Annotated in this window: 15 protein-coding genes and 1 other RNA gene; 8 read left to right on the forward strand and 8 right to left on the reverse strand. The window is 67.5% G+C overall.

The genetic code is table 11. From position 1 onward, the window contains the following. Window positions 1–8: 8 nt before the first annotated feature. The 8 genes from JYG37_RS11250 to ffs form a co-directional block, all read right to left on the reverse strand. Window positions 9–896 carry a peptidoglycan DD-metalloendopeptidase family protein gene (locus JYG37_RS11250; protein ID WP_050013200.1) on the reverse strand — a complete coding sequence of 296 codons (888 nt, stop codon included), beginning with the start codon at window positions 894–896 and terminating at the stop codon, window positions 9–11. 5 nt (window positions 897–901) lie between these two features. Continuing rightward, the gene (locus JYG37_RS11255) at window positions 902–1834 is read right to left on the reverse strand and encodes a protein-L-isoaspartate(D-aspartate) O-methyltransferase (RefSeq protein WP_050013201.1); all 933 of its coding nucleotides are present in this window, start codon (window positions 1832–1834) and stop codon (window positions 902–904) included. Beyond that, window positions 1831–2592, reverse strand: coding sequence for a 5'/3'-nucleotidase SurE (gene surE, locus JYG37_RS11260; protein WP_050013202.1), 762 nt, complete (start codon window positions 2590–2592; stop codon window positions 1831–1833). Before surE ends, JYG37_RS11255 begins: the two co-directional genes overlap by 4 nt. 217 nt (window positions 2593–2809) lie before the next feature. Continuing rightward, window positions 2810–4015, reverse strand: a complete 1206-nt coding sequence (locus JYG37_RS11265; RefSeq protein ID WP_050013203.1) for a CaiB/BaiF CoA transferase family protein — start codon at window positions 4013–4015, stop codon at window positions 2810–2812. A gap of 80 nt (window positions 4016–4095) precedes the next feature. Then, window positions 4096–4692: a recombination mediator RecR gene (gene recR, locus JYG37_RS11270; RefSeq protein ID WP_006478665.1), complete on the reverse strand. Its 597-nt coding sequence runs from the start codon at window positions 4690–4692 to the stop codon at window positions 4096–4098. Between the two features lie 31 nt (window positions 4693–4723). After that, window positions 4724–5050, reverse strand: a complete 327-nt coding sequence (locus JYG37_RS11275) for a YbaB/EbfC family nucleoid-associated protein (RefSeq protein ID WP_006482124.1) — start codon at window positions 5048–5050, stop codon at window positions 4724–4726. A 95-nt stretch (window positions 5051–5145) separates the two neighbouring features. Beyond that, window positions 5146–7530: a DNA polymerase III subunit gamma/tau gene (locus tag JYG37_RS11280; RefSeq protein ID WP_213345412.1), complete on the reverse strand. Its 2385-nt coding sequence runs from the start codon at window positions 7528–7530 to the stop codon at window positions 5146–5148. Between the two features lie 127 nt (window positions 7531–7657). Beyond that, an RNA gene (gene ffs, locus JYG37_RS11285) (signal recognition particle sRNA small type) lies at window positions 7658–7756 on the reverse strand. Between the two features lie 389 nt (window positions 7757–8145). On the opposite strand from ffs, the gene trxA reads away from it, so the two are divergent. From trxA to JYG37_RS11325, 8 genes are all read left to right on the forward strand, one after another. After that, on the forward strand, window positions 8146–8472 hold the full coding sequence (trxA, locus tag JYG37_RS11290; protein ID WP_006402348.1) for a thioredoxin TrxA: 327 nt from the start codon (window positions 8146–8148) through the stop codon (window positions 8470–8472). Between the two features lie 195 nt (window positions 8473–8667). Beyond that, complete coding sequence (gene rho / locus JYG37_RS11295) at window positions 8668–9930, forward strand: transcription termination factor Rho (RefSeq protein ID WP_006478662.1); 1263 nt, start codon at window positions 8668–8670, stop codon at window positions 9928–9930. Between the two features lie 130 nt (window positions 9931–10060). After that, window positions 10061–10561: a MerR family transcriptional regulator gene (locus JYG37_RS11300; RefSeq protein ID WP_050013205.1), complete on the forward strand. Its 501-nt coding sequence runs from the start codon at window positions 10061–10063 to the stop codon at window positions 10559–10561. Then, entirely contained in the window at window positions 10558–12111 is a 1554-nt protein-coding gene (locus tag JYG37_RS11305) for an MFS transporter (RefSeq protein WP_124630763.1), read from the forward strand. The genes JYG37_RS11300 and JYG37_RS11305 overlap by 4 nt, the downstream gene beginning before the upstream one ends. 38 nt (window positions 12112–12149) lie before the next feature. Then, window positions 12150–12983, forward strand: coding sequence for a M90 family metallopeptidase (locus JYG37_RS11310; protein WP_124594394.1), 834 nt, complete (start codon window positions 12150–12152; stop codon window positions 12981–12983). 158 nt (window positions 12984–13141) lie between these two features. Next, window positions 13142–13408, forward strand: a complete 267-nt coding sequence (locus tag JYG37_RS11315; protein WP_050013208.1) for a type B 50S ribosomal protein L31 — start codon at window positions 13142–13144, stop codon at window positions 13406–13408. 143 nt (window positions 13409–13551) lie between these two features. After that, window positions 13552–15384 carry an ArnT family glycosyltransferase gene (locus JYG37_RS11320; RefSeq protein ID WP_089488498.1) on the forward strand — a complete coding sequence of 611 codons (1833 nt, stop codon included), beginning with the start codon at window positions 13552–13554 and terminating at the stop codon, window positions 15382–15384. 2 nt (window positions 15385–15386) lie between these two features. After that, window positions 15387–16745 (forward strand): MATE family efflux transporter, encoded by a 1359-nt coding sequence (locus JYG37_RS11325; protein WP_050013210.1) that lies wholly within the window; start codon window positions 15387–15389, stop codon window positions 16743–16745. The last annotated feature ends 11 nt before the right edge of the window (window positions 16746–16756 follow it).

Raw genomic sequence — 16756 nt, forward strand, 5'->3', positions numbered from 1 at the left:
CGTCTCGGTTATTGAGGCGGCAAATACTTCAGCGGATCGACAGGCTTACCCTGCCGGCGAACCTCGAAATGCAGCATCACGCGGTCGGCATCGCTGTTACCCATCTCGGCGATCTTCTGCCCCTTCGTTACCGCGTCCCCCTCTTTTACCATCAAAGCGCGATTGTGTGCATACGCCGTGAGGTAAGTTGCATCGTGTTTGATGATAATGAGGTTGCCGTAGCCACGCAGACCGTTGCCGGAGTAAACGACGCGGCCGTCCGCCGCCGCCTTCACGGCCTCGCCGGCCGTCCCGCCGATATTGACACCCTTGTTCTTCGCATCGTCGAACCCGTTCAGCACGGGGCCGCGCGCGGGCCACGCGAACGTCACGGGGCCGCTCGGAGCAGCCGCCGTATCGCTCGACGCGGCTGCCGCGGCAGGCGCCGTCGCGCTCGACGACGACGTACCGGCAGCCGGCGTCGCGGGGCCGCTGCTGAGCGGCGCGGTCGCAACGGCGGCGCCTCCGATCGGCGCGGCGACCTGCGTACCCGCGACCGCGGCACCGGCCTGCGGCGACACGCGCAGCAGTTGGTCGACTTCGATCTGATTCGGGTTCGCCAGATTGTTCCACGCCGCGATGTCGCGATAGTTCTGCCCGTTTTCGAGTGCGATCCGGTACAGCGTGTCGCCCGGCTTCACCCGGTAGTAACCCGGCGGCGCCGGCGGAAGCGGCGCCGCGGGCTGCGCGGCGGCGGTCGTACCGAGCGACCCGGAGCGGTCGACGACGGGCGCGTTGTCGAGCCGCGTCGCACAGGCGGCCAGTAGCGTAGAGAACGCAGCCACACAGATCGCGCGCTGGGCGAGCGTGAGCGGTTCCCTGGATCGGTTGTTTTGCATCGCGCGCAACATACTCATCGGTTTCAAATCACTCCGGATTTTAAAGGGACAAAGAAAACGCGATCAAGCCGGGACTCTCGCCATTGCGCGTGCGCGACGCGCTCGACGAGCGTGAGCACCTGGTGCTGTCCGCTCTGCGCGCCGACCGGCGCGACGAGCCGCCCGCCGATCGCGAGCTGCTCGAGCAGCGCCTGCGGCACGTCGAGCCCGGCCGCTGCGATCACGATCGCGTCGAACGGGGCCGCGGACGGCAGGCCGACACGCCCGTCGCCGTAATGCAGACGGATGTTCGGCACGCGCAGCGGCCGCAGGTTCAGCTTCGCGCGCTCGTAGAGCGGCTTGATGCGTTCAATCGAATACACGTCGCGTGCCACGTGGCTCAGCACGGCGGCCTGATAGCCGCAACCCGTGCCGATCTCGAGCACGCGCTCGAGCGTGCGGCCGGCCATCGCGAGCTCGATCATGCGCGCGACGACCGACGGCTTTGAAATGGTCTGCTGGTGGCCGATCGGCAACGCCGAATCCTCGTAGGCCTGCGTCGCGAGCCCGGGATCCACGAACAGGTGGCGCGGCACCGCGGCCATCGCGTCCAGCACGCGCGCATCGGTCACGCCGTTCGCGCGCAGCCGTTCGACCATCCGCTCGCGCACACGTTCCGACGTGAGCGCGAACGCGCCGGCCGGCGCGATGCTCGGCGCAGCCGGCTTCGGCAGCGCTGGTTTCAGCGCGGTCGGCTTCGGTGCGGTCGCCGGCTTCGCGGCGGCGATACCCGGCAGCGGCGCCCGCGCGGCGGCCGGCTTCACCGCAACCGGTTTCAGTACGGCTGCGGGTTTGTCGGCGGCCTTCGGCACCGCACCCGCCGCTTGGCGTTCGCCGGGCCGACCTTCCGATTTGCGTGGCGCTCGTTTGAGATCTTCGAGCGCGAGCGGGAACCGCTTCGCGCGCTCGCCGCTCATGAAGCCCGCCCTCCGGCGCGCGCCCATTCGCGCGTCGCGGGCAGCATCTGCGTATGCGTGAGATCGAGCTGCAGCGGCGTGATCGATACGAAACCGTTTGCGACGGCGTGAAAATCGGTGCCTTCGCTGGCGTCCAGCGCGTCGCCCGCGGCGCCGATCCAGTAGATCGGCTCGCCGCGCGGGTCGGTCTGGCGAATCACCGGCTGCGACGGATGACGCTTGCCGAGGCGCGTGACCTGCCAGCCCTTCAGTTGGTCGTACGGCAGGTTCGGAATATTGACGTTCAGCAACGGGTTGCCCGGCAGCGGATGCGCGAGGTAGTGCTCGACGATTTCCGCGGCGACGCGCGCGGCGTCGGCCAGATGGGCCCAGCCCTTGTCGACCAGCGAGAACGCGATGGCCGGCACGCCGAACATGATGCCTTCGGTGGCGGCCGCAACTGTCCCCGAATAGAGCGTGTCTTCACCCATGTTCTGGCCATTGTTGATGCCGGACACGACGATGTCCGGCCGCGCGTCGGCCATCCCCGTCAGCGCGACGTGCACCGAATCGGTCGGCGTGCCGTTCACGTAGAAGAAACCCGTACCCGCTGCGCGCTGCACCGACAGCGGCCGCGACAACGTGAGGGAATTCGACGCGCCGCTGCAGTTCTGCTCGGGCGCGATCACCGTAAGCTCGGCCAGCGGCTGCAGCGCTTCGCTGAGCGCGGCGAGACCGGGGGCGAGATAGCCGTCGTCGTTGCTGAGTAGGATTCGCATCCGGCGATTGTAACCGAGGAAAGATGGCGCGAGAGCGACAGTCCGGCCGCCGTGGACGGGCGGGTATACGCATGGGCACGCGATGCGCCGCCGCACTGCGCGGCGGCGTTCCGCGCGTTGGGGAAAACACCGGGCCGCCGGGTTTTCCGCCCGCCGAAAATCTCGTCGGGGAACCCTTCGTCGAGCGGCCCGGCGCAAAGCGCTACGCCGGCTGCGCTCAGATCGCGCCCGCCTCGCGCAGCGCGGCAATCGCGTGCGCGTCGTAGCCGAGGCCGCGCAGCACCTCGTCGGTATGCTCGCCCAGCTCGGGACCGAGCCAGCGCGTTTCGCCCGGCGTGTCCGACAGCTTCGGCGTGATGTTCGGCAGCGGAATGTCCGTACCGTCGGCCAGCTTGAAACGCTGGATCATCTGGCGCGCGACGAACTGCGGATCGGTGAACATGTCGGCCGCGCTGTAGATGCGCCCGGCCGGCACGTCGGCCGCATTGAGCACGACGAGCGCCTCGTCGATCGTGCGCGGCGCGAGCCACGCGGCGATCGCGTCGTCGATTTCCTGCGTGCGCGGCACCCGCCCGTCGTTTTGCGCGAGCGCGGGATCGTCGGCGAGGTCGTCGCGCTCGATCGCCTTCATCAGCCGCTTGAAGATCGGATCGCTGTTGCCGCCGATCACGATGCTGCCGTCGCGGCACGCGTACGTATTCGACGGCACGATGCCCGGCAGCGACGCGCCGGTGCGCTCGCGCACCATCCCGTACACGCCGTACTCGGGCACCACGCTTTCCATCATGTTGAAGACGGCTTCATAGAGTGCAACGTCGACCACCTGCCCCGCGCCGCCGTTGACCTTGCGGTGATGGAGCGCCATCAGCGCGCCGATCACGCCGTGCAGCGCGGCGATCGAATCGCCGATCGAGATCCCGATGCGCGGCGGCGGCAGATCCGGATAGCCGGTGATGTGGCGCAGCCCGCCCATCGATTCGGCTATCGCGCCGAAGCCGGGGCGGTCGCGGTACGGGCCCGTCTGCCCGTAGCCGGACAGGCGCACCATCACGAGGCCCGGATTGTCGGCCGACAGCACGTCGTAGCCGAGCCCGAGCTTTTCGAGCAGGCCCGGACGGAAATTCTCGATCACGATGTCGGCCTCGCTCGCGAGCTGCCGCGCGATCGCCTTGCCGGCGTCGGCTTTCAGATTGAGCGTGACCGATTTCTTGTTGCGCGCCTGCACCGACCACCACAGCGACGTGCCGCCCTGCTCCGGATGGAGCTTGCGCCACTTGCGCAGCGGGTCGCCGCCGTTCGGATCCTCGATCTTGATCACTTCCGCGCCGAATTCGGCGAACAGCCGCGACGCGAACGGTCCCGCGATCAGCGTTCCGAATTCGAGCACTTTGACGCCCGCGAGCGGGCCCTGGCTGGTGCTCATGTGTCTCCTAGGGTCTGTTTACATCTGGCACGTGCATGCGTTGCCACGAGAAACGGCGCCGCCGGCAGGCGGCGCCCGGCTTACATCGTGCGGCGGTCGAGCATCGCGCGGGCAATGGTGCCCGCGTCGACGTACTCGAGCTCGCCGCCCACCGGCACGCCGCGCGCAAGGCGCGTGACGGCCAGCCCGCGCGCCTTGAGCGTCTGGCCGAGGTAGTGGGCGGTGGCTTCGCCTTCGTTCGTGAAGTTGGTCGCGAGCACGACTTCCTTGACGACGCCGTCGGATGCGCGCCGCACGAGGCGGTCGAAATGGATTTCCTTCGGGCCGATTCCGTCGAGCGGGCTCAGTCGCCCCATCAGCACGAAATACAGCCCGCGGTAGGTCATCGTCTGCTCGAGCATGATCTGGTCGGCAGGCGTCTCGACGACGCACAGCAGCGTCGGATCACGCTCCTCGTCGCTGCAGACCTCGCAGATCTGCGCTTCGGTGAACGTGTTGCACTTCTCGCAGTGCTGCAGGTGCTCGGTTGCGAACAGCAGTGACCGGCCGAGCCGCTCCGCGCCCTCGCGGTCGTGCTGCATCAGGTGAACCGCCATGCGCTGCGCGGATTTCGGCCCGACGCCGGGCAGCACGCGCAACGCTTCGACGAGAGCGGACAAGGCGGACGGCTGTTTCATACGGCGGCAAACGGTGGCAAGGACGCGGCGCTCAGAACGGCAGCTTGAAGCCCGGGGGCAGCGGCAGGCCCGACGTCATGCCGCTCATCTTTTCCTGCGACGTGGCTTCGGCCTTGCGCACCGCGTCGTTGAACGCAGCGGCGACGAGATCCTCGAGCATGTCCTTGTCGTCCGCGAGCAGGCTCGGGTCGATCGACACGCGGCGCACTTCGTTGCGGCACGTCATCGTCACCTTGACGAGGCCGGCGCCCGACTGCCCTTCGACCTCGATCAGCGCAAGCTGCTCCTGCATCTTCTTCATGTTTTCCTGCATTTGCTGCGCTTGCTTCATCAGTCCGGCGAGGTTGCCTTTCAACATGGGAATACTCCTTCTTGATCGTGTGAAAACCGGCACGCGGCGCGTGCCGGCCAATGTGTGCGGGGCGTGATTGTGCCTGTCGCGGGGCGGTCAGTTCAATGCAGCGTAGGCGGCGCGCCGTCCGGCGCCGAATCGGCGAGCGGGCGCACCGAGCCCTCGACGATGCGCGCACCGAAGTCGCGCACGAGCTGCTGGACGAACGGATCGCCGTGAATCTCCTGCTCGGCTTCGCGCTGGCGTGCCGCGCGCGCGGCCGCATCGAGCGCCGCCGCGGTGCGCCGGGCGGGCCCGACCTCGACGCTCACCTCGACCGGCTTGCCGAGCGCATCGGCCAGTGCGGCCTTCAGCTTCGCCACCTGCGCGGCGTCCGCATACTGCGGCACCGGCACCGACAATTTCAATGCGCTCGCATCGACGGCCGTCAGTTCGCTGTTGAACGCAAGCTGGTACGCGACGCCCTTCAGCGGCAGCCGCGCGGCGAGCGCCGGCCATTCGCCGTCGAAGCCGATCGCATCGAGCGCGATCGCCGGCGGCAACGGGCGCGTGTCGATCGGCGCGGCCGGACGGGCTTCCGCCTGCTTCGGCGTCACGCGCACATCGTCGGGACCGCTGTCGAACACCGGCACGAAGCCGTCGTCGGAACCGCCGAACATCTCGTCGGCGCTGAGCGGTACGTAGTCGTCCGGCGGGATGTCTTCCCACGGCGGCGACGGCTGGCGCGAATCGGCTGCTTGCGGCGCACGCGCAGCGGCACGCGGCGTCGGCACCTGAACGGCGGGACGCGGCGCGGCCGGTTTTTCGGCGGCCGGCTGGGCCGCCGCCGGCTTCGCTGCCGCGCCTGCGCGCCCGCGGTCCGACGACACGCGCATCCCTGCATTGCGCAGCACGTCGAGCGCGGCGGCGGCACCGCCCGCGCGCGCCGCCGGACGGGCGGCGGCCGGCTCGGGCGACGCGGCGCGCGGCGCCGGTGCGGGCTGCGGCACCGGTTCGTCGTTTCGCTGCGCGGCGGCAACGGCAGGCGGCTCGGGTTCCTTGCGGGCGGGAGGCGGCGCGTCGCCGGCGGGCGCAGCCTTCTCCTCCGGCTGCGGCGGCTCGATCGCTTGAACGTCGGCCGCGACCGGTGCCGGAGCTGCCTTTTCGGGCGCCGAAACGGGTGCTTCCGCCGGTGCCGAAACGACCGCCGGCTTGGTGACCGGCCGGGCGGCTTCGTCACTGGACTGCGCCGGCCCCGAACGCGCGACCGGCGCAACAGGCGCAACAGGCGCAACAGGCGCAGCCGGCGCCGCGGCTTGCGGCCGTGCTGCGGCAGCTACCGGCTTCGCCGCAGCAGCGCGCGGAGCCGGCACCGCACGCGGCGGCACGGACGGCTGACCGGCCGACGCACTGCCGGCGCCAGCGGCCGGCTCGAACGCGAGCATCCGCAGCAGCGTCATCGTGAAGCCGGCGTATTCGTCCGGCGCCAGGCCGAGCTCGGCGCGCCCAACCGTCGCGATCTGATAGAACAATTGCACCTGCTCGGGGCTCAGCGTCTCCGCGAAACGGCGCAGGTCGGCCGCTTCCGGCCATTCGTCGAGCACCGAGCCCGGCGCGAACTGCGCCCACGCGATCCGGTGCAGCAGGCTCGCGAGATCCTGCAGCGCGGTCGAGAACGACAGGCTGCGCAGCGACATCTCGTCGGCAATCGCGAGGATTTCCGGGCCGTTGCCGGCCGCGAGCGCGTCGAGCAGGCGCACCATGTAAGTCTGGTCGAGCGCGCCAAGCATGCCCGACACCGCCGACTCGGTCACCTCGTTCGCCGAATAGGCGATCGCCTGGTCGGTCAGCGATAGCGCGTCGCGCATGCTGCCCTGCGCGGCGCGCGCGAGCAGGCGCAGCGCCTGCAGCTCGAACGTGATCTGCTCTTCGCCGAGGATCCGCTCGAGATGCGACACGATGTGCCCGGCCGGCATCTGCTTCAGGTTGAACTGCAGGCAGCGCGACAGCACGGTGACGGGGATTTTCTGCGGATCGGTCGTCGCGAGGATGAACTTGACGTGCGGCGGCGGCTCTTCGAGCGTCTTCAGCATCGCGTTGAACGCGTGGTTCGTCAGCATGTGCACTTCGTCGATCATGTAGACCTTGAAGCGCGCATCGACGGGCGCGTACACCGCGCGCTCGAGCAGCGCGGCCATCTCGTCGACGCCGCGGTTGCTCGCCGCGTCCATCTCGACGTAATCGACGAAACGGCCCTCGTCGATCTCGCGACAGGCGCGACACACGCCGCACGGCTGCGACGTGACGCCGGTTTCACAGTTGAGCGCCTTCGCGAAGATCCGCGACAGCGTCGTCTTGCCGACACCGCGGGTTCCGGTAAACAGATAGGCGTGATGGAGACGCCCGCCGTCGAGCGCGTGCGTAAGCGCCCTGACGACGTGCTCCTGGCCGACGAGCGAAGCGAAATCCTTCGGACGCCACTTGCGTGCGAGAACTTGATAGGTCATCGGGAAATTGTATCAGTAACGCTGCGTCGCGCCGACACGCGAAACGGTGCGGAACACGGGCAAGGCGCAGGTCGAACGGAGTGTGATGCAGAAATAAAAAACGCCCTGCGAACGGGGCGAGAAGGAAGGTGACGAGCCCAACCCTCGGCACTGGCGGAAAACGATTGTGGCTGCTTCGTTCCCGACCTGACCAGGTTCACCGCCCCACCATGCGAGGAGGCCCGTCACGGCATATTCTATCACCGCTTCCGGACGAATGCGACCGTTTGTTCGCATCAATGCGAATCTCGCCGGGCAAACCGGCGCGTCGTCCATTCGGACACGCCGCATGCGGCCCGCCCCTTGTAATTGGCGGACCGGCCTCCACCTGCATGGCACAACGGTCGAACGTCGCGTCGTACCCCTACTCGCGTAGCGGCTACTATCGCCGCCCGCAGCAGATAGCAATTTAGGCTAATATGACGCCCGAACGACCCGCGAGCCGCGGATGCAGCGCTTACGCCCCTCCTTTCCGGAAAGGCGGAGTGACCTGCCGCAGCGGCCGGCAGCCTACGGCGGCCGGTACGCCGCAACGCGCAAGCAGGCAGTCCCCGAACCGTAAGAGGTATTGACCCAATGAGCGAACAGATCAAACACATCAGCGACGCATCGTTCGAACAGGACGTCGTCAAGTCCGACAAGCCCGTGCTCGTCGATTTCTGGGCCGAATGGTGCGGCCCGTGCAAGATGATCGCCCCGATCCTCGACGAAGTCGCGAAGGACTACGGCGACAAGCTGCAGATCGCGAAGATCAACGTCGACGACAACCAGGCCACGCCCGCGAAATTCGGCGTGCGCGGCATCCCGACGCTGATCCTGTTCAAGAACGGCGCGGCCGCCGCACAGAAGGTCGGCGCGCTGTCGAAGTCGCAGCTCACCGCGTTCCTGGACAGCCACCTGTAATACCGGCAGTTCCGCGGACGTGTTGTCAGTCGGCAACACGTCCGTTGTCAAGCCGCCGATCGCTCGCTCAAGCGCGAATCGGGCTATGCTAGAATTAAAAAACGTCGACAAGACGCATTTAAGTCTCTGAGCGCTTCCGCTCGCCCTCCTCCCTTATTTTCTTTCGTCGCATCTCCTCCCTGGCGGGTTCTCCGTATGCATTTATCCGAGCTCAAGTCTCTGCACGTCTCCGAACTGATCGAAATGGCCAATGGCCTGGAGATCGAAAACGCGAACCGCCTGCGCAAGCAGGAGCTGATGTTCGCCATTCTCAAAAAGCGCGCCAAGACGGGAGAGACGATCTTCGGCGACGGTACGCTCGAAGTGCTGCCGGACGGCTTCGGCTTCCTGCGCTCGCCGGAAATGTCGTACCTCGCGAGCACCGACGACATCTATATCAGCCCGTCGCAGATCCGCCGCTTCAACCTGCACACCGGCGACACCATCGAAGGTGAAGTCCGCACGCCGAAGGACGGCGAGCGCTACTTCGCGCTGGTGAAGGTCGACAAAGTCAACGGGCAGCCGCCCGAGGCCTCGAAACACAAGATCATGTTCGAGAACCTCACGCCGCTGCACCCGAACAAGCCGCTGTCGCTCGAACGCGAAATGCGCGGCGAGGAAAACGTCACGGGCCGCATCATCGACATGATCGCGCCGATCGGCAAGGGCCAGCGCGGCCTGCTCGTCGCGTCGCCGAAGTCGGGCAAGACCGTGATGCTCCAGCACATCGCGCACGCGATCAAGCAGAACCACCCGGACGTGATCCTGTTCGTGCTGCTGATCGACGAGCGTCCGGAAGAAGTGACCGAAATGCAGCGCTCGGTCGCCGGCGAAGTGATCGCGTCGACGTTCGACGAACCGGCCACGCGCCACGTCCAGGTCGCCGAAATGGTGATCGAGAAGGCGAAGCGCCTCGTCGAAATGAAGCACGACGTCGTGATTCTGCTCGACTCGATCACGCGTCTCGCGCGTGCGTACAACACCGTGATCCCGGCGTCGGGCAAGGTGCTGACGGGCGGTGTCGACGCGAACGCGCTGCAGCGTCCGAAGCGCTTCTTCGGCGCGGCGCGCAACATCGAGGAAGGCGGCTCGCTGACGATCATCGGCACCGCGCTGATCGAAACCGGCAGCCGCATGGACGACGTGATCTACGAAGAGTTCAAGGGCACCGGCAACATGGAAGTGCACCTCGAACGCCGTCTCGCGGAAAAGCGCGTGTACCCGTCGATCAACCTGAACAAATCGGGCACGCGTCGCGAGGAAATGCTGATCAAGCCCGAGATCCTTCAGAAGATCTGGGTGCTGCGCAAGTTCATCCACGACATGGACGAAGTCGAGGCGATGGAATTCCTGCTCGACAAGATCCGCCAGACGAAGAGCAATTCCGAGTTCTTCGACCTGATGCGCCGCGGCGGCTGATCGCCGTCCCGCTCCGCAACACGGCCGCCCGCGCATCCTGCCCAGCGGCCGTTTTTCGATCCCAACCTGAACGTGAACGTACAGGTTGATCTATAATCGCGTCATTGTCCCGCCGAATTCCCCACCTCCGATGCCGAACGACGCCGCCACCCCGCTATTGACCGTCGGCGACGCCGCGTCGCGGCTCGGCGTGACGCCACGCACGCTCAAATACTACGAAGAGCGCGGGCTCGTCACGCCATCGCGCAGCGAAGGCCGCTACCGCCTCTACGACGAAGCCGACCTCGAGCGCTTCGCGCGAATCCTGCGGCTGCGCGCGCTCGGCTTCTCGCTGCACGGCATCACCGAAATGCTCAAGCGCCCGCTGGAAGAAACCGGCGACGGCCGGCGCCGCTATTCGGATGCGTCGCTGCGCGACATCCGCGCCGGCCTCGCCGAGCAGATCGACACGCTCGATCGGCGGATCGCGGCCGTCCAGCGCGAGCTGAAGGAAGCCGTTTCGCTGCGCAAGGAACTGCAGCACGACATCGACTACGTCGAGCGGCGCCTCGCCGGCGAGAACGCCGATGCGCTGATCGCGCAGCGGCGGGCCGAGGCCGGCACGCGGCGCGCACGCAAGGATCGCGAATGAACACGGTGCCGGGCCGGCCGCTGTGGAGCCGCGCGAACCTGCGTGCGGACCTGTTTCCATGGGCGCTCGCGCTCGTCACCGGCATCGACTACTTCGACAACGCCGTCTTCTCGTTCTTCGCGAGCTACATCGCGGGCGGCATCAACGCGTCGCCCGACGAACTCGTGTGGTCGTCGAGCGCCTACGCGGTCACGGCCGTGCTCGGCATCCTGCAGCAGCAATGGTGGGTCGACCGGCTCGGCCATCGCCGCTACGTCGCGGGCTGCATGCTGATGTTCTCGTTCGGCGCGATCGCGGCGGCACTGGCCGACACGTCGCTGACGCTGGCGTTCGCGCGCGGCTTCCAGGGCTATTTCATCGGCCCGATGATGGGCGCGTGCCGGATCCTGATCCAGATCAGCTTCAAGCCGCAGGCACGGCCGCCCGCGACGCGCGCGTTCCTGATCATGATCCTGCTCGGCAGCGCACTCGCGCCGATCGTCGGCGGGCTGCTGGTCGCGCATTCGACGTGGCGCGCACTGTTCGCGTGCACGGCGCCGGCCGGCATCGCGTTCGCGATCCTCGCGTTGCTCACGCTGCCCGATTCGGGCCGCACGCCGGACGACGAACGCGGCTCCGGCCATTTCTGGCCGTACGTCGTGTTCGCACTCGCGCAAGGCGCGCTGCAGATCGTGCTGCAGCAGGTGCATTACCAGCTCTACAGCGGCTCGCCGATGCTGATCGTGCTGACGATCGCGGGGCTCGGCGCGCTCGCATGGTTCGCGTATCACCAATGGCATCATCCGACGCCGCTCGTGCGGCTGCATGCGTTTCGCGAGCGGACGTTCCAGGTCGGGCTGCTGCTCTACATGTTCTATTACTACGAGACGACGGGCTTCAGCTACCTGACGGCGCGGTTGCTCGAGGGCGGCCTCGGCTATCCGGTCGAGAATGCCGGGCGCCTGGTCGGCACGACGTCGCTGCTTTCGGCCACCGCGCTGTTCGCCTACCTGCGCTACGCGAAATTCGTCACGCACAAGAAGTGGTTCGTCGTACCGGGGTTCGCGATCGCCGTCACGGCCGCGCTATCGATGACGCGGATGACGCCGCAGGTCGGCGAAGCGGCGCTGGTCGTCCCGCTGCTGCTGCGCGGATTGTTGCTGCTGTTCATCGTGCTGCCGGTCGCGAACCTCACGTTCCGGATCTTCGCGATCGACGAATACTCGCATGGCTATCGGGTGAAGAACATCGTGCGGCAACTGACGATCTCGTTCGCGACGTCCTCGGTGATCATCGTCGAGCAGCACCGGCTGGCCATGCATCAGACGCGGCTCGTCGAGCGCGCGAACGTGTTCGATCCGCTGTTCCAGCAGACCGCCGACGCACTGACGCGCGGCTATGCGGCTGCGGGCCACGCGCTGAACGACGCGCATGGCCTCGCGATCGCGTCGATCGCGCGGATGGTCGCGCAACAGGCGTCGTTCCTCGCATCGCTCGACGGTTTTTACTTCCTCGCGGGCGTCGCGCTCGTCGGCGGCCTCTTCGCGGCATGGCAAAAACAGATCGATTGAGTTAAAAGACAGGCTTTGGATTTTCGTTCGAAGCCTCCATGCTCTCGAAACTGACCCGCTGGTTCGACGACCGCCGCCGCGACCGCGCGCTGCGCAGCCATCCGATTCCGGACGCGCTGTGGCAGGAAACCGTCGAGCGCCTGCCGTTCCTCGCCGCCCTGCCGCCCGACGCGCTCGGCCGGCTGCGCGAACTGACGAGCCTGTTCGTCGCGAAAAAATCGTTTTCGACCGCGCACGGGCTCGAGCTGACCGACGCGATGATCGTCGCGATCGCCGCGCAGGCCTGCCTGCCCGTGCTGAATCTCGACCTGTCGCTGTACGACGGCTGGGTCGGCGTCGTCGTGTATCCGGGCGAATTCTTGATCCGCAAGACCGTGCAGGACGAGGACGGCGTCGTCCACGAAGTCGAGCAGGACGCGAGCGGCGAGGCATGGGAAGGCGGCCCGGTGATCCTGTCGTGGGAAGACGCGCAGATGACGGACGGCCGCGACGCGTACAACGTCGTGATCCACGAGTTCGCGCACAAGATCGACATGGTCAACGGCGCGGCCGACGGCTATCCCCCCCTTTTTCGCCGCTGGCATGCGCCGCACCTGGACGCACAGGCGTGGGCCGACGTGTTCGAACCCGCCTACGACCAGTTCTGCGCGCGCGTCGACGCGGTGCCGGACCGCGCGTGGGCGCGCTTCGAGCGGGATTCGCTGATCGATCCCTATGCGGCCGACCACCCGTCGGAATTCTTCGCGGTGTGCAGCGAGGCGCTGTTCGTGCGGCCGAAGGCGTTCGAGTCCGAATTTCCGGAGCTGTACCGGCTGCTCGCGCGCTACTATCGGCAGGATCCGGCCGGCACCGGCGCGCTCGACGCACCGTGAAAATTATTCGTCAACCGTCTGATTTTCTGGCATAATCGCCGTTTTTCGACCTTAGGCAAGTGGCTCGCGCCGGGCTTGGCGTCGTCTGGTGATACGCAAATGGGCGTACCCGGCACGGCAAGCGGCGGGTTGGCTACCGCTCTCACCAAGGAAAGACCATGAAAGAAGGCATCCACCCGAATTACCGCGAAGTCGTCTTCCAAGACATGTCGAACGGCTTCAAGTTCATCACGCGCTCGACGATCCAGACGCGCGAAAACATCGAACTCGACGGCAAGACCTACCCGCTCGCCAAGATCGAAGTGTCGTCGGAATCGCACTCGTTCTACACGGGTCAGCAAAAGATCATGGACACGGCAGGCCGTGTCGAGAAGTTCAAGAACAAGTTCGGCGCACGCGCCAACGGCAAGGCTGCAGCAAAGTAAGCCTTGCACCGATCCGGCGGCGGCAACGCACCGGTACCGCACGAAAGGGCAGCCCAGGCTGCCCTTTTTTGTCTCTGCTCGCCCGGAAGACACCGGCCGGCGCCCGGGAAACGACCTGACGCACAACAGCGGGCGCGACTACAATGCCGGATGCTCGAAACCGGCTCGGCCGCGCGCGATCGCGCCGGCTGCCCGCCCATAACAAATCGCTCATCTGCATGAAGCCTGTCGTCCGTCTCACCGCCTCCGCCACGCGTGCGCTGCCGCGCTGGCTGCTGCTCACGCTCTGCTTCGTCTACGCGGCGTTCGGCCTGTTCGGCCGCGACCCGTGGAAAAACGAGGACGCGGCGGGCTTCGGCGTGATGTGGACGATGGCCAAGGGCGGCTGGCACGACTGGCTGCTGCCGAACCTGGTCGGCAAGTTCATCACGACCGACGGGCCGCTCGGCTACTGGCTCGGCGCGCTGTCGATCCGCGGCCTCGGCCCGTGGGTCGACGCGAGCAACGCGTCGCGCGTCGATACCGGCGTGCTGTTCTGCGTCGCGTGCGCGTTCGTCTGGTACGCGGCCTACCTGCTCGGCCGGCGCGCCGAGGTTCAACCGTTCAAATACGCATTCGGCGGCGAACCCGAGCCGCGCGACTACGGCCGCACGCTCGCGGACGGCGCGCTGCTGGTGCTCGTCGCCTGCTTCGGTCTCGCGGAACGCGGGCACGAAACGACGCCGCAGCTCGCGCAGTTCGCGTGGATCGCGATGCTCGTGTACGGGATCGTGCGCGGCATCGACAAGCCGCTGCAGGGCGCACTGTGGTGGGGCCTCGCGATGGGCCTCGTCGCGCTGTCCGGCAATCCGGTGCTGGTCGTCGCGCTGCTCGCCGGCACGGCCGCGCTGTGGCTCGTCACGCCCGAGATGCGCAACCTGCGCCTGCCTCTGGTCGGCCTGCCGCTCGCGGCCGCGATCTCCGCGCTGTGGCCGCTCGCCGCGTACGTCGCGGCGCCCGACGACGCCGCGTGGTTCTTCAACCAGTGGATCCACGGCAGCCTGATGCGCTTTTCGGGCCCGCCGACGGCCGTGCTCGGCTATGCGGCGAAGAACCTGCCGCTGTTTACGTGGCCCGCGTGGCCGCTCGCGATCTGGGCGTGGTGGAGCTGGGCCGGCATGCGCCGCCGTGCGCACATCGCGATTCCGCTGTCGGTCGCCGTGCCGCTCGTCGCGCTCGTGATCCTGCAAAGCCAGCAGTCGAACCGTATGTACATGCTGCTGCTGCCGCCGCTCGCGGTGCTCGCGACGTTCGCGCTGCCGACCCTCAAGCGCGGCGCGATCAACGCGATCGACTGGTTCGCGGTGCTGAGCTTCACGATCCTCGGCACCTTCGTGTGGCTGGTGTGGCTCGCGTCGCTCACCGGCTTCCCGCATCCGCTCGCGCGCAACCTCGCGCGCCTCGTGCCCGGCTACGAGCCGCATTTCAAGATCCTGTCGTTCATCTGCGCGGTGATCGTCACCGTGTGCTGGTGCTTCATCGTGCGCTGGCGCGTGTCGCGACAGCCGAAGGTGCTGTGGCGCAGCGTCGTGCTGTCGGGCGCGGGCACCACGCTGATGTGGGTGCTGCTGATGACGCTGTGGCTGCCGATCGTCAACTACGGCCGGACCTATCGCGACGTCGCGCAACAGATCGCCGTGCACCTGCCGTCCGACTACGAGTGCATCTCGCCGGTGCGGCTCGGCGACGCGCAGATCGCGACCTTCGCATACTTCGGCAACATGCACTTCGATTTCTCCGGCGACTGCGACGTGATCCTGCGTCAGGACCGCGCGGACTTCGGCGAGCCGAGTTCGATGTCGCAATACGTGTGGCGTCTCGTCTGGGAAGGCCGCCGCGTCGCCGACCGCGACGAGCGCTTCCGCCTGTACGAGCGCATCGAACGGCCGAAGACGCCCGTCAAGCGACGTCCGCCGCGCCGCCAGGCGGCCGATTGACGATGTTCGGCGACATCCGCCGGATCGTCGGTCTCGCGTGGCCGGTGCTGGTCGGCCAGCTCGCGATCATCGCGTTCGGCGTGATCGACACCGCGATGGTCGGCCGCTACTCGGCCGTCGATCTCGCCGCGCTCGGGCTCGGCTCGTCGATCTACGTATCGATCTATATCGGCCTGACCGGCATCCTGTCCGCGCTGCAGCCGATCACCGGGCAACTGTACGGCGCGCGGCGCCATGCGGAGATCGGCGAGGAAGTGCGCCAGGCGCTGTGGCTTGCGCTGCTGCTCTCGATTCCGGGCTTCCTGCTGCTGCATTTTCCGGAACCGCTGCTGCGCGTCGCGCACGCACCCGCCGCGCTGCACGAGCGCACCGTCGACTACCTGCGCATCCTGTCGTACGGGCTGCCCGCCAGCCTCGTATTCCGGATCTACAACGCGCTGACCAACGCGGCCGGCAAGCCGCGGCTCGCGATGATCCTCCAGATCGGCGCGCTGCTGCTCAAGTTTCCGCTGAACGTGTGGTTCATCTTCGGCGGCTTCGGCGTACCGGCGCTCGGCGGCCCCGGCTGCGGGCTGGCCAGCACGCTGATCAACTGGGCGCTCGCGTTGATCGGCTACACGCTGCTCGCGAAGCTCGACGTGTTCGCGCCGCTCGCGATCTTCTCGCGCTTCTGCTGGCCCGTGTGGGAACGGCAGAAGGCCATCCTGAAGCTCGGCGTGCCGATGGGCCTGTCGTATCTGATCGAGGTGACGTCGTACACGTGCATGGCGCTGTTCATCGCGCAGTTCGGCACGACGACGCTCGCCGGCCACCAGATCGCCGGCAACATCGGCGCGGTGCTGTACATGACGCCGCTGTCGATCGGCGTAGCGGCGTCGACGCTGGTCGCACGCGCGCTCGGCGCCGGACGCGCGGACGAAGCCCGGCTGCTCGGCCGGCACAGCGTGATGTTCGCGTGCGGGGTTGCCGCCGCGTACGGCGTGCTCGTGTTCGCGCTGCGCCCGCTGATCATCGGCGGCTATACGCCGAACCCGGCCGTCGCCGCGGCCGCGATGCCGCTCGTCGCGATCGTCGCGTGCTACCACGTGTTCGATGCGCTGCAGGTCACGTCGGCGTTCGTGCTGCGCGCGTACAAGGTGGCGGTCGTGCCGACCGTGATCTACGCGGTCGCGCTGTGGGGCGTCGGCCTCAGCGGCGGCTACGTGCTCGGCTTCGACGTCGGCGGCATCGCGCCCGCGTGGCTGACGGGCGCGCGCGGCTTCTGGTTCGCGAACACGGTCAGCCTGATGCTGGCGGGCGCGGGGCTCGTGCTGTACCTGCGCCGCATCAGTCGCGCGCACGCCGCCGTGGCCGCCGCCTGACGCGCGGGTGC

Origin of the sequence: Burkholderia sp. LAS2, assembly GCF_018417615.1 — a bacterium.
In the GTDB taxonomy this organism is placed as follows: domain Bacteria; phylum Pseudomonadota; class Gammaproteobacteria; order Burkholderiales; family Burkholderiaceae; genus Burkholderia; species Burkholderia sola.

What these genes read in the sequence shown, in the direction of transcription:
- JYG37_RS11250 (WP_050013200.1), bottom strand. Translation starts at nt 896, where the DNA reads ATGAGTATGTTGCGCGCGATGCAAAACAACCGATCCAGGGAACCGCTC.
- JYG37_RS11255 (WP_050013201.1), bottom strand. Translation starts at nt 1,834, where the DNA reads ATGAGCGGCGAGCGCGCGAAGCGGTTCCCGCTCGCGCTCGAAGATCTC.
- surE (WP_050013202.1), bottom strand. Translation starts at nt 2,592, where the DNA reads ATGCGAATCCTACTCAGCAACGACGACGGCTATCTCGCCCCCGGTCTC.
- JYG37_RS11265 (WP_050013203.1), bottom strand. Translation starts at nt 4,015, where the DNA reads ATGAGCACCAGCCAGGGCCCGCTCGCGGGCGTCAAAGTGCTCGAATTC.
- recR (WP_006478665.1), bottom strand. Translation starts at nt 4,692, where the DNA reads ATGAAACAGCCGTCCGCCTTGTCCGCTCTCGTCGAAGCGTTGCGCGTG.
- JYG37_RS11275 (WP_006482124.1), bottom strand. Translation starts at nt 5,050, where the DNA reads ATGTTGAAAGGCAACCTCGCCGGACTGATGAAGCAAGCGCAGCAAATG.
- JYG37_RS11280 (WP_213345412.1), bottom strand. Translation starts at nt 7,530, where the DNA reads ATGACCTATCAAGTTCTCGCACGCAAGTGGCGTCCGAAGGATTTCGCT.
- trxA (WP_006402348.1), top strand. Translation starts at nt 8,146, where the DNA reads ATGAGCGAACAGATCAAACACATCAGCGACGCATCGTTCGAACAGGAC.
- rho (WP_006478662.1), top strand. Translation starts at nt 8,668, where the DNA reads ATGCATTTATCCGAGCTCAAGTCTCTGCACGTCTCCGAACTGATCGAA.
- JYG37_RS11300 (WP_050013205.1), top strand. Translation starts at nt 10,061, where the DNA reads ATGCCGAACGACGCCGCCACCCCGCTATTGACCGTCGGCGACGCCGCG.
- JYG37_RS11305 (WP_124630763.1), top strand. Translation starts at nt 10,558, where the DNA reads ATGAACACGGTGCCGGGCCGGCCGCTGTGGAGCCGCGCGAACCTGCGT.
- JYG37_RS11310 (WP_124594394.1), top strand. Translation starts at nt 12,150, where the DNA reads ATGCTCTCGAAACTGACCCGCTGGTTCGACGACCGCCGCCGCGACCGC.
- JYG37_RS11315 (WP_050013208.1), top strand. Translation starts at nt 13,142, where the DNA reads ATGAAAGAAGGCATCCACCCGAATTACCGCGAAGTCGTCTTCCAAGAC.
- JYG37_RS11320 (WP_089488498.1), top strand. Translation starts at nt 13,552, where the DNA reads ATGCCGGATGCTCGAAACCGGCTCGGCCGCGCGCGATCGCGCCGGCTG.
- JYG37_RS11325 (WP_050013210.1), top strand. Translation starts at nt 15,387, where the DNA reads ATGTTCGGCGACATCCGCCGGATCGTCGGTCTCGCGTGGCCGGTGCTG.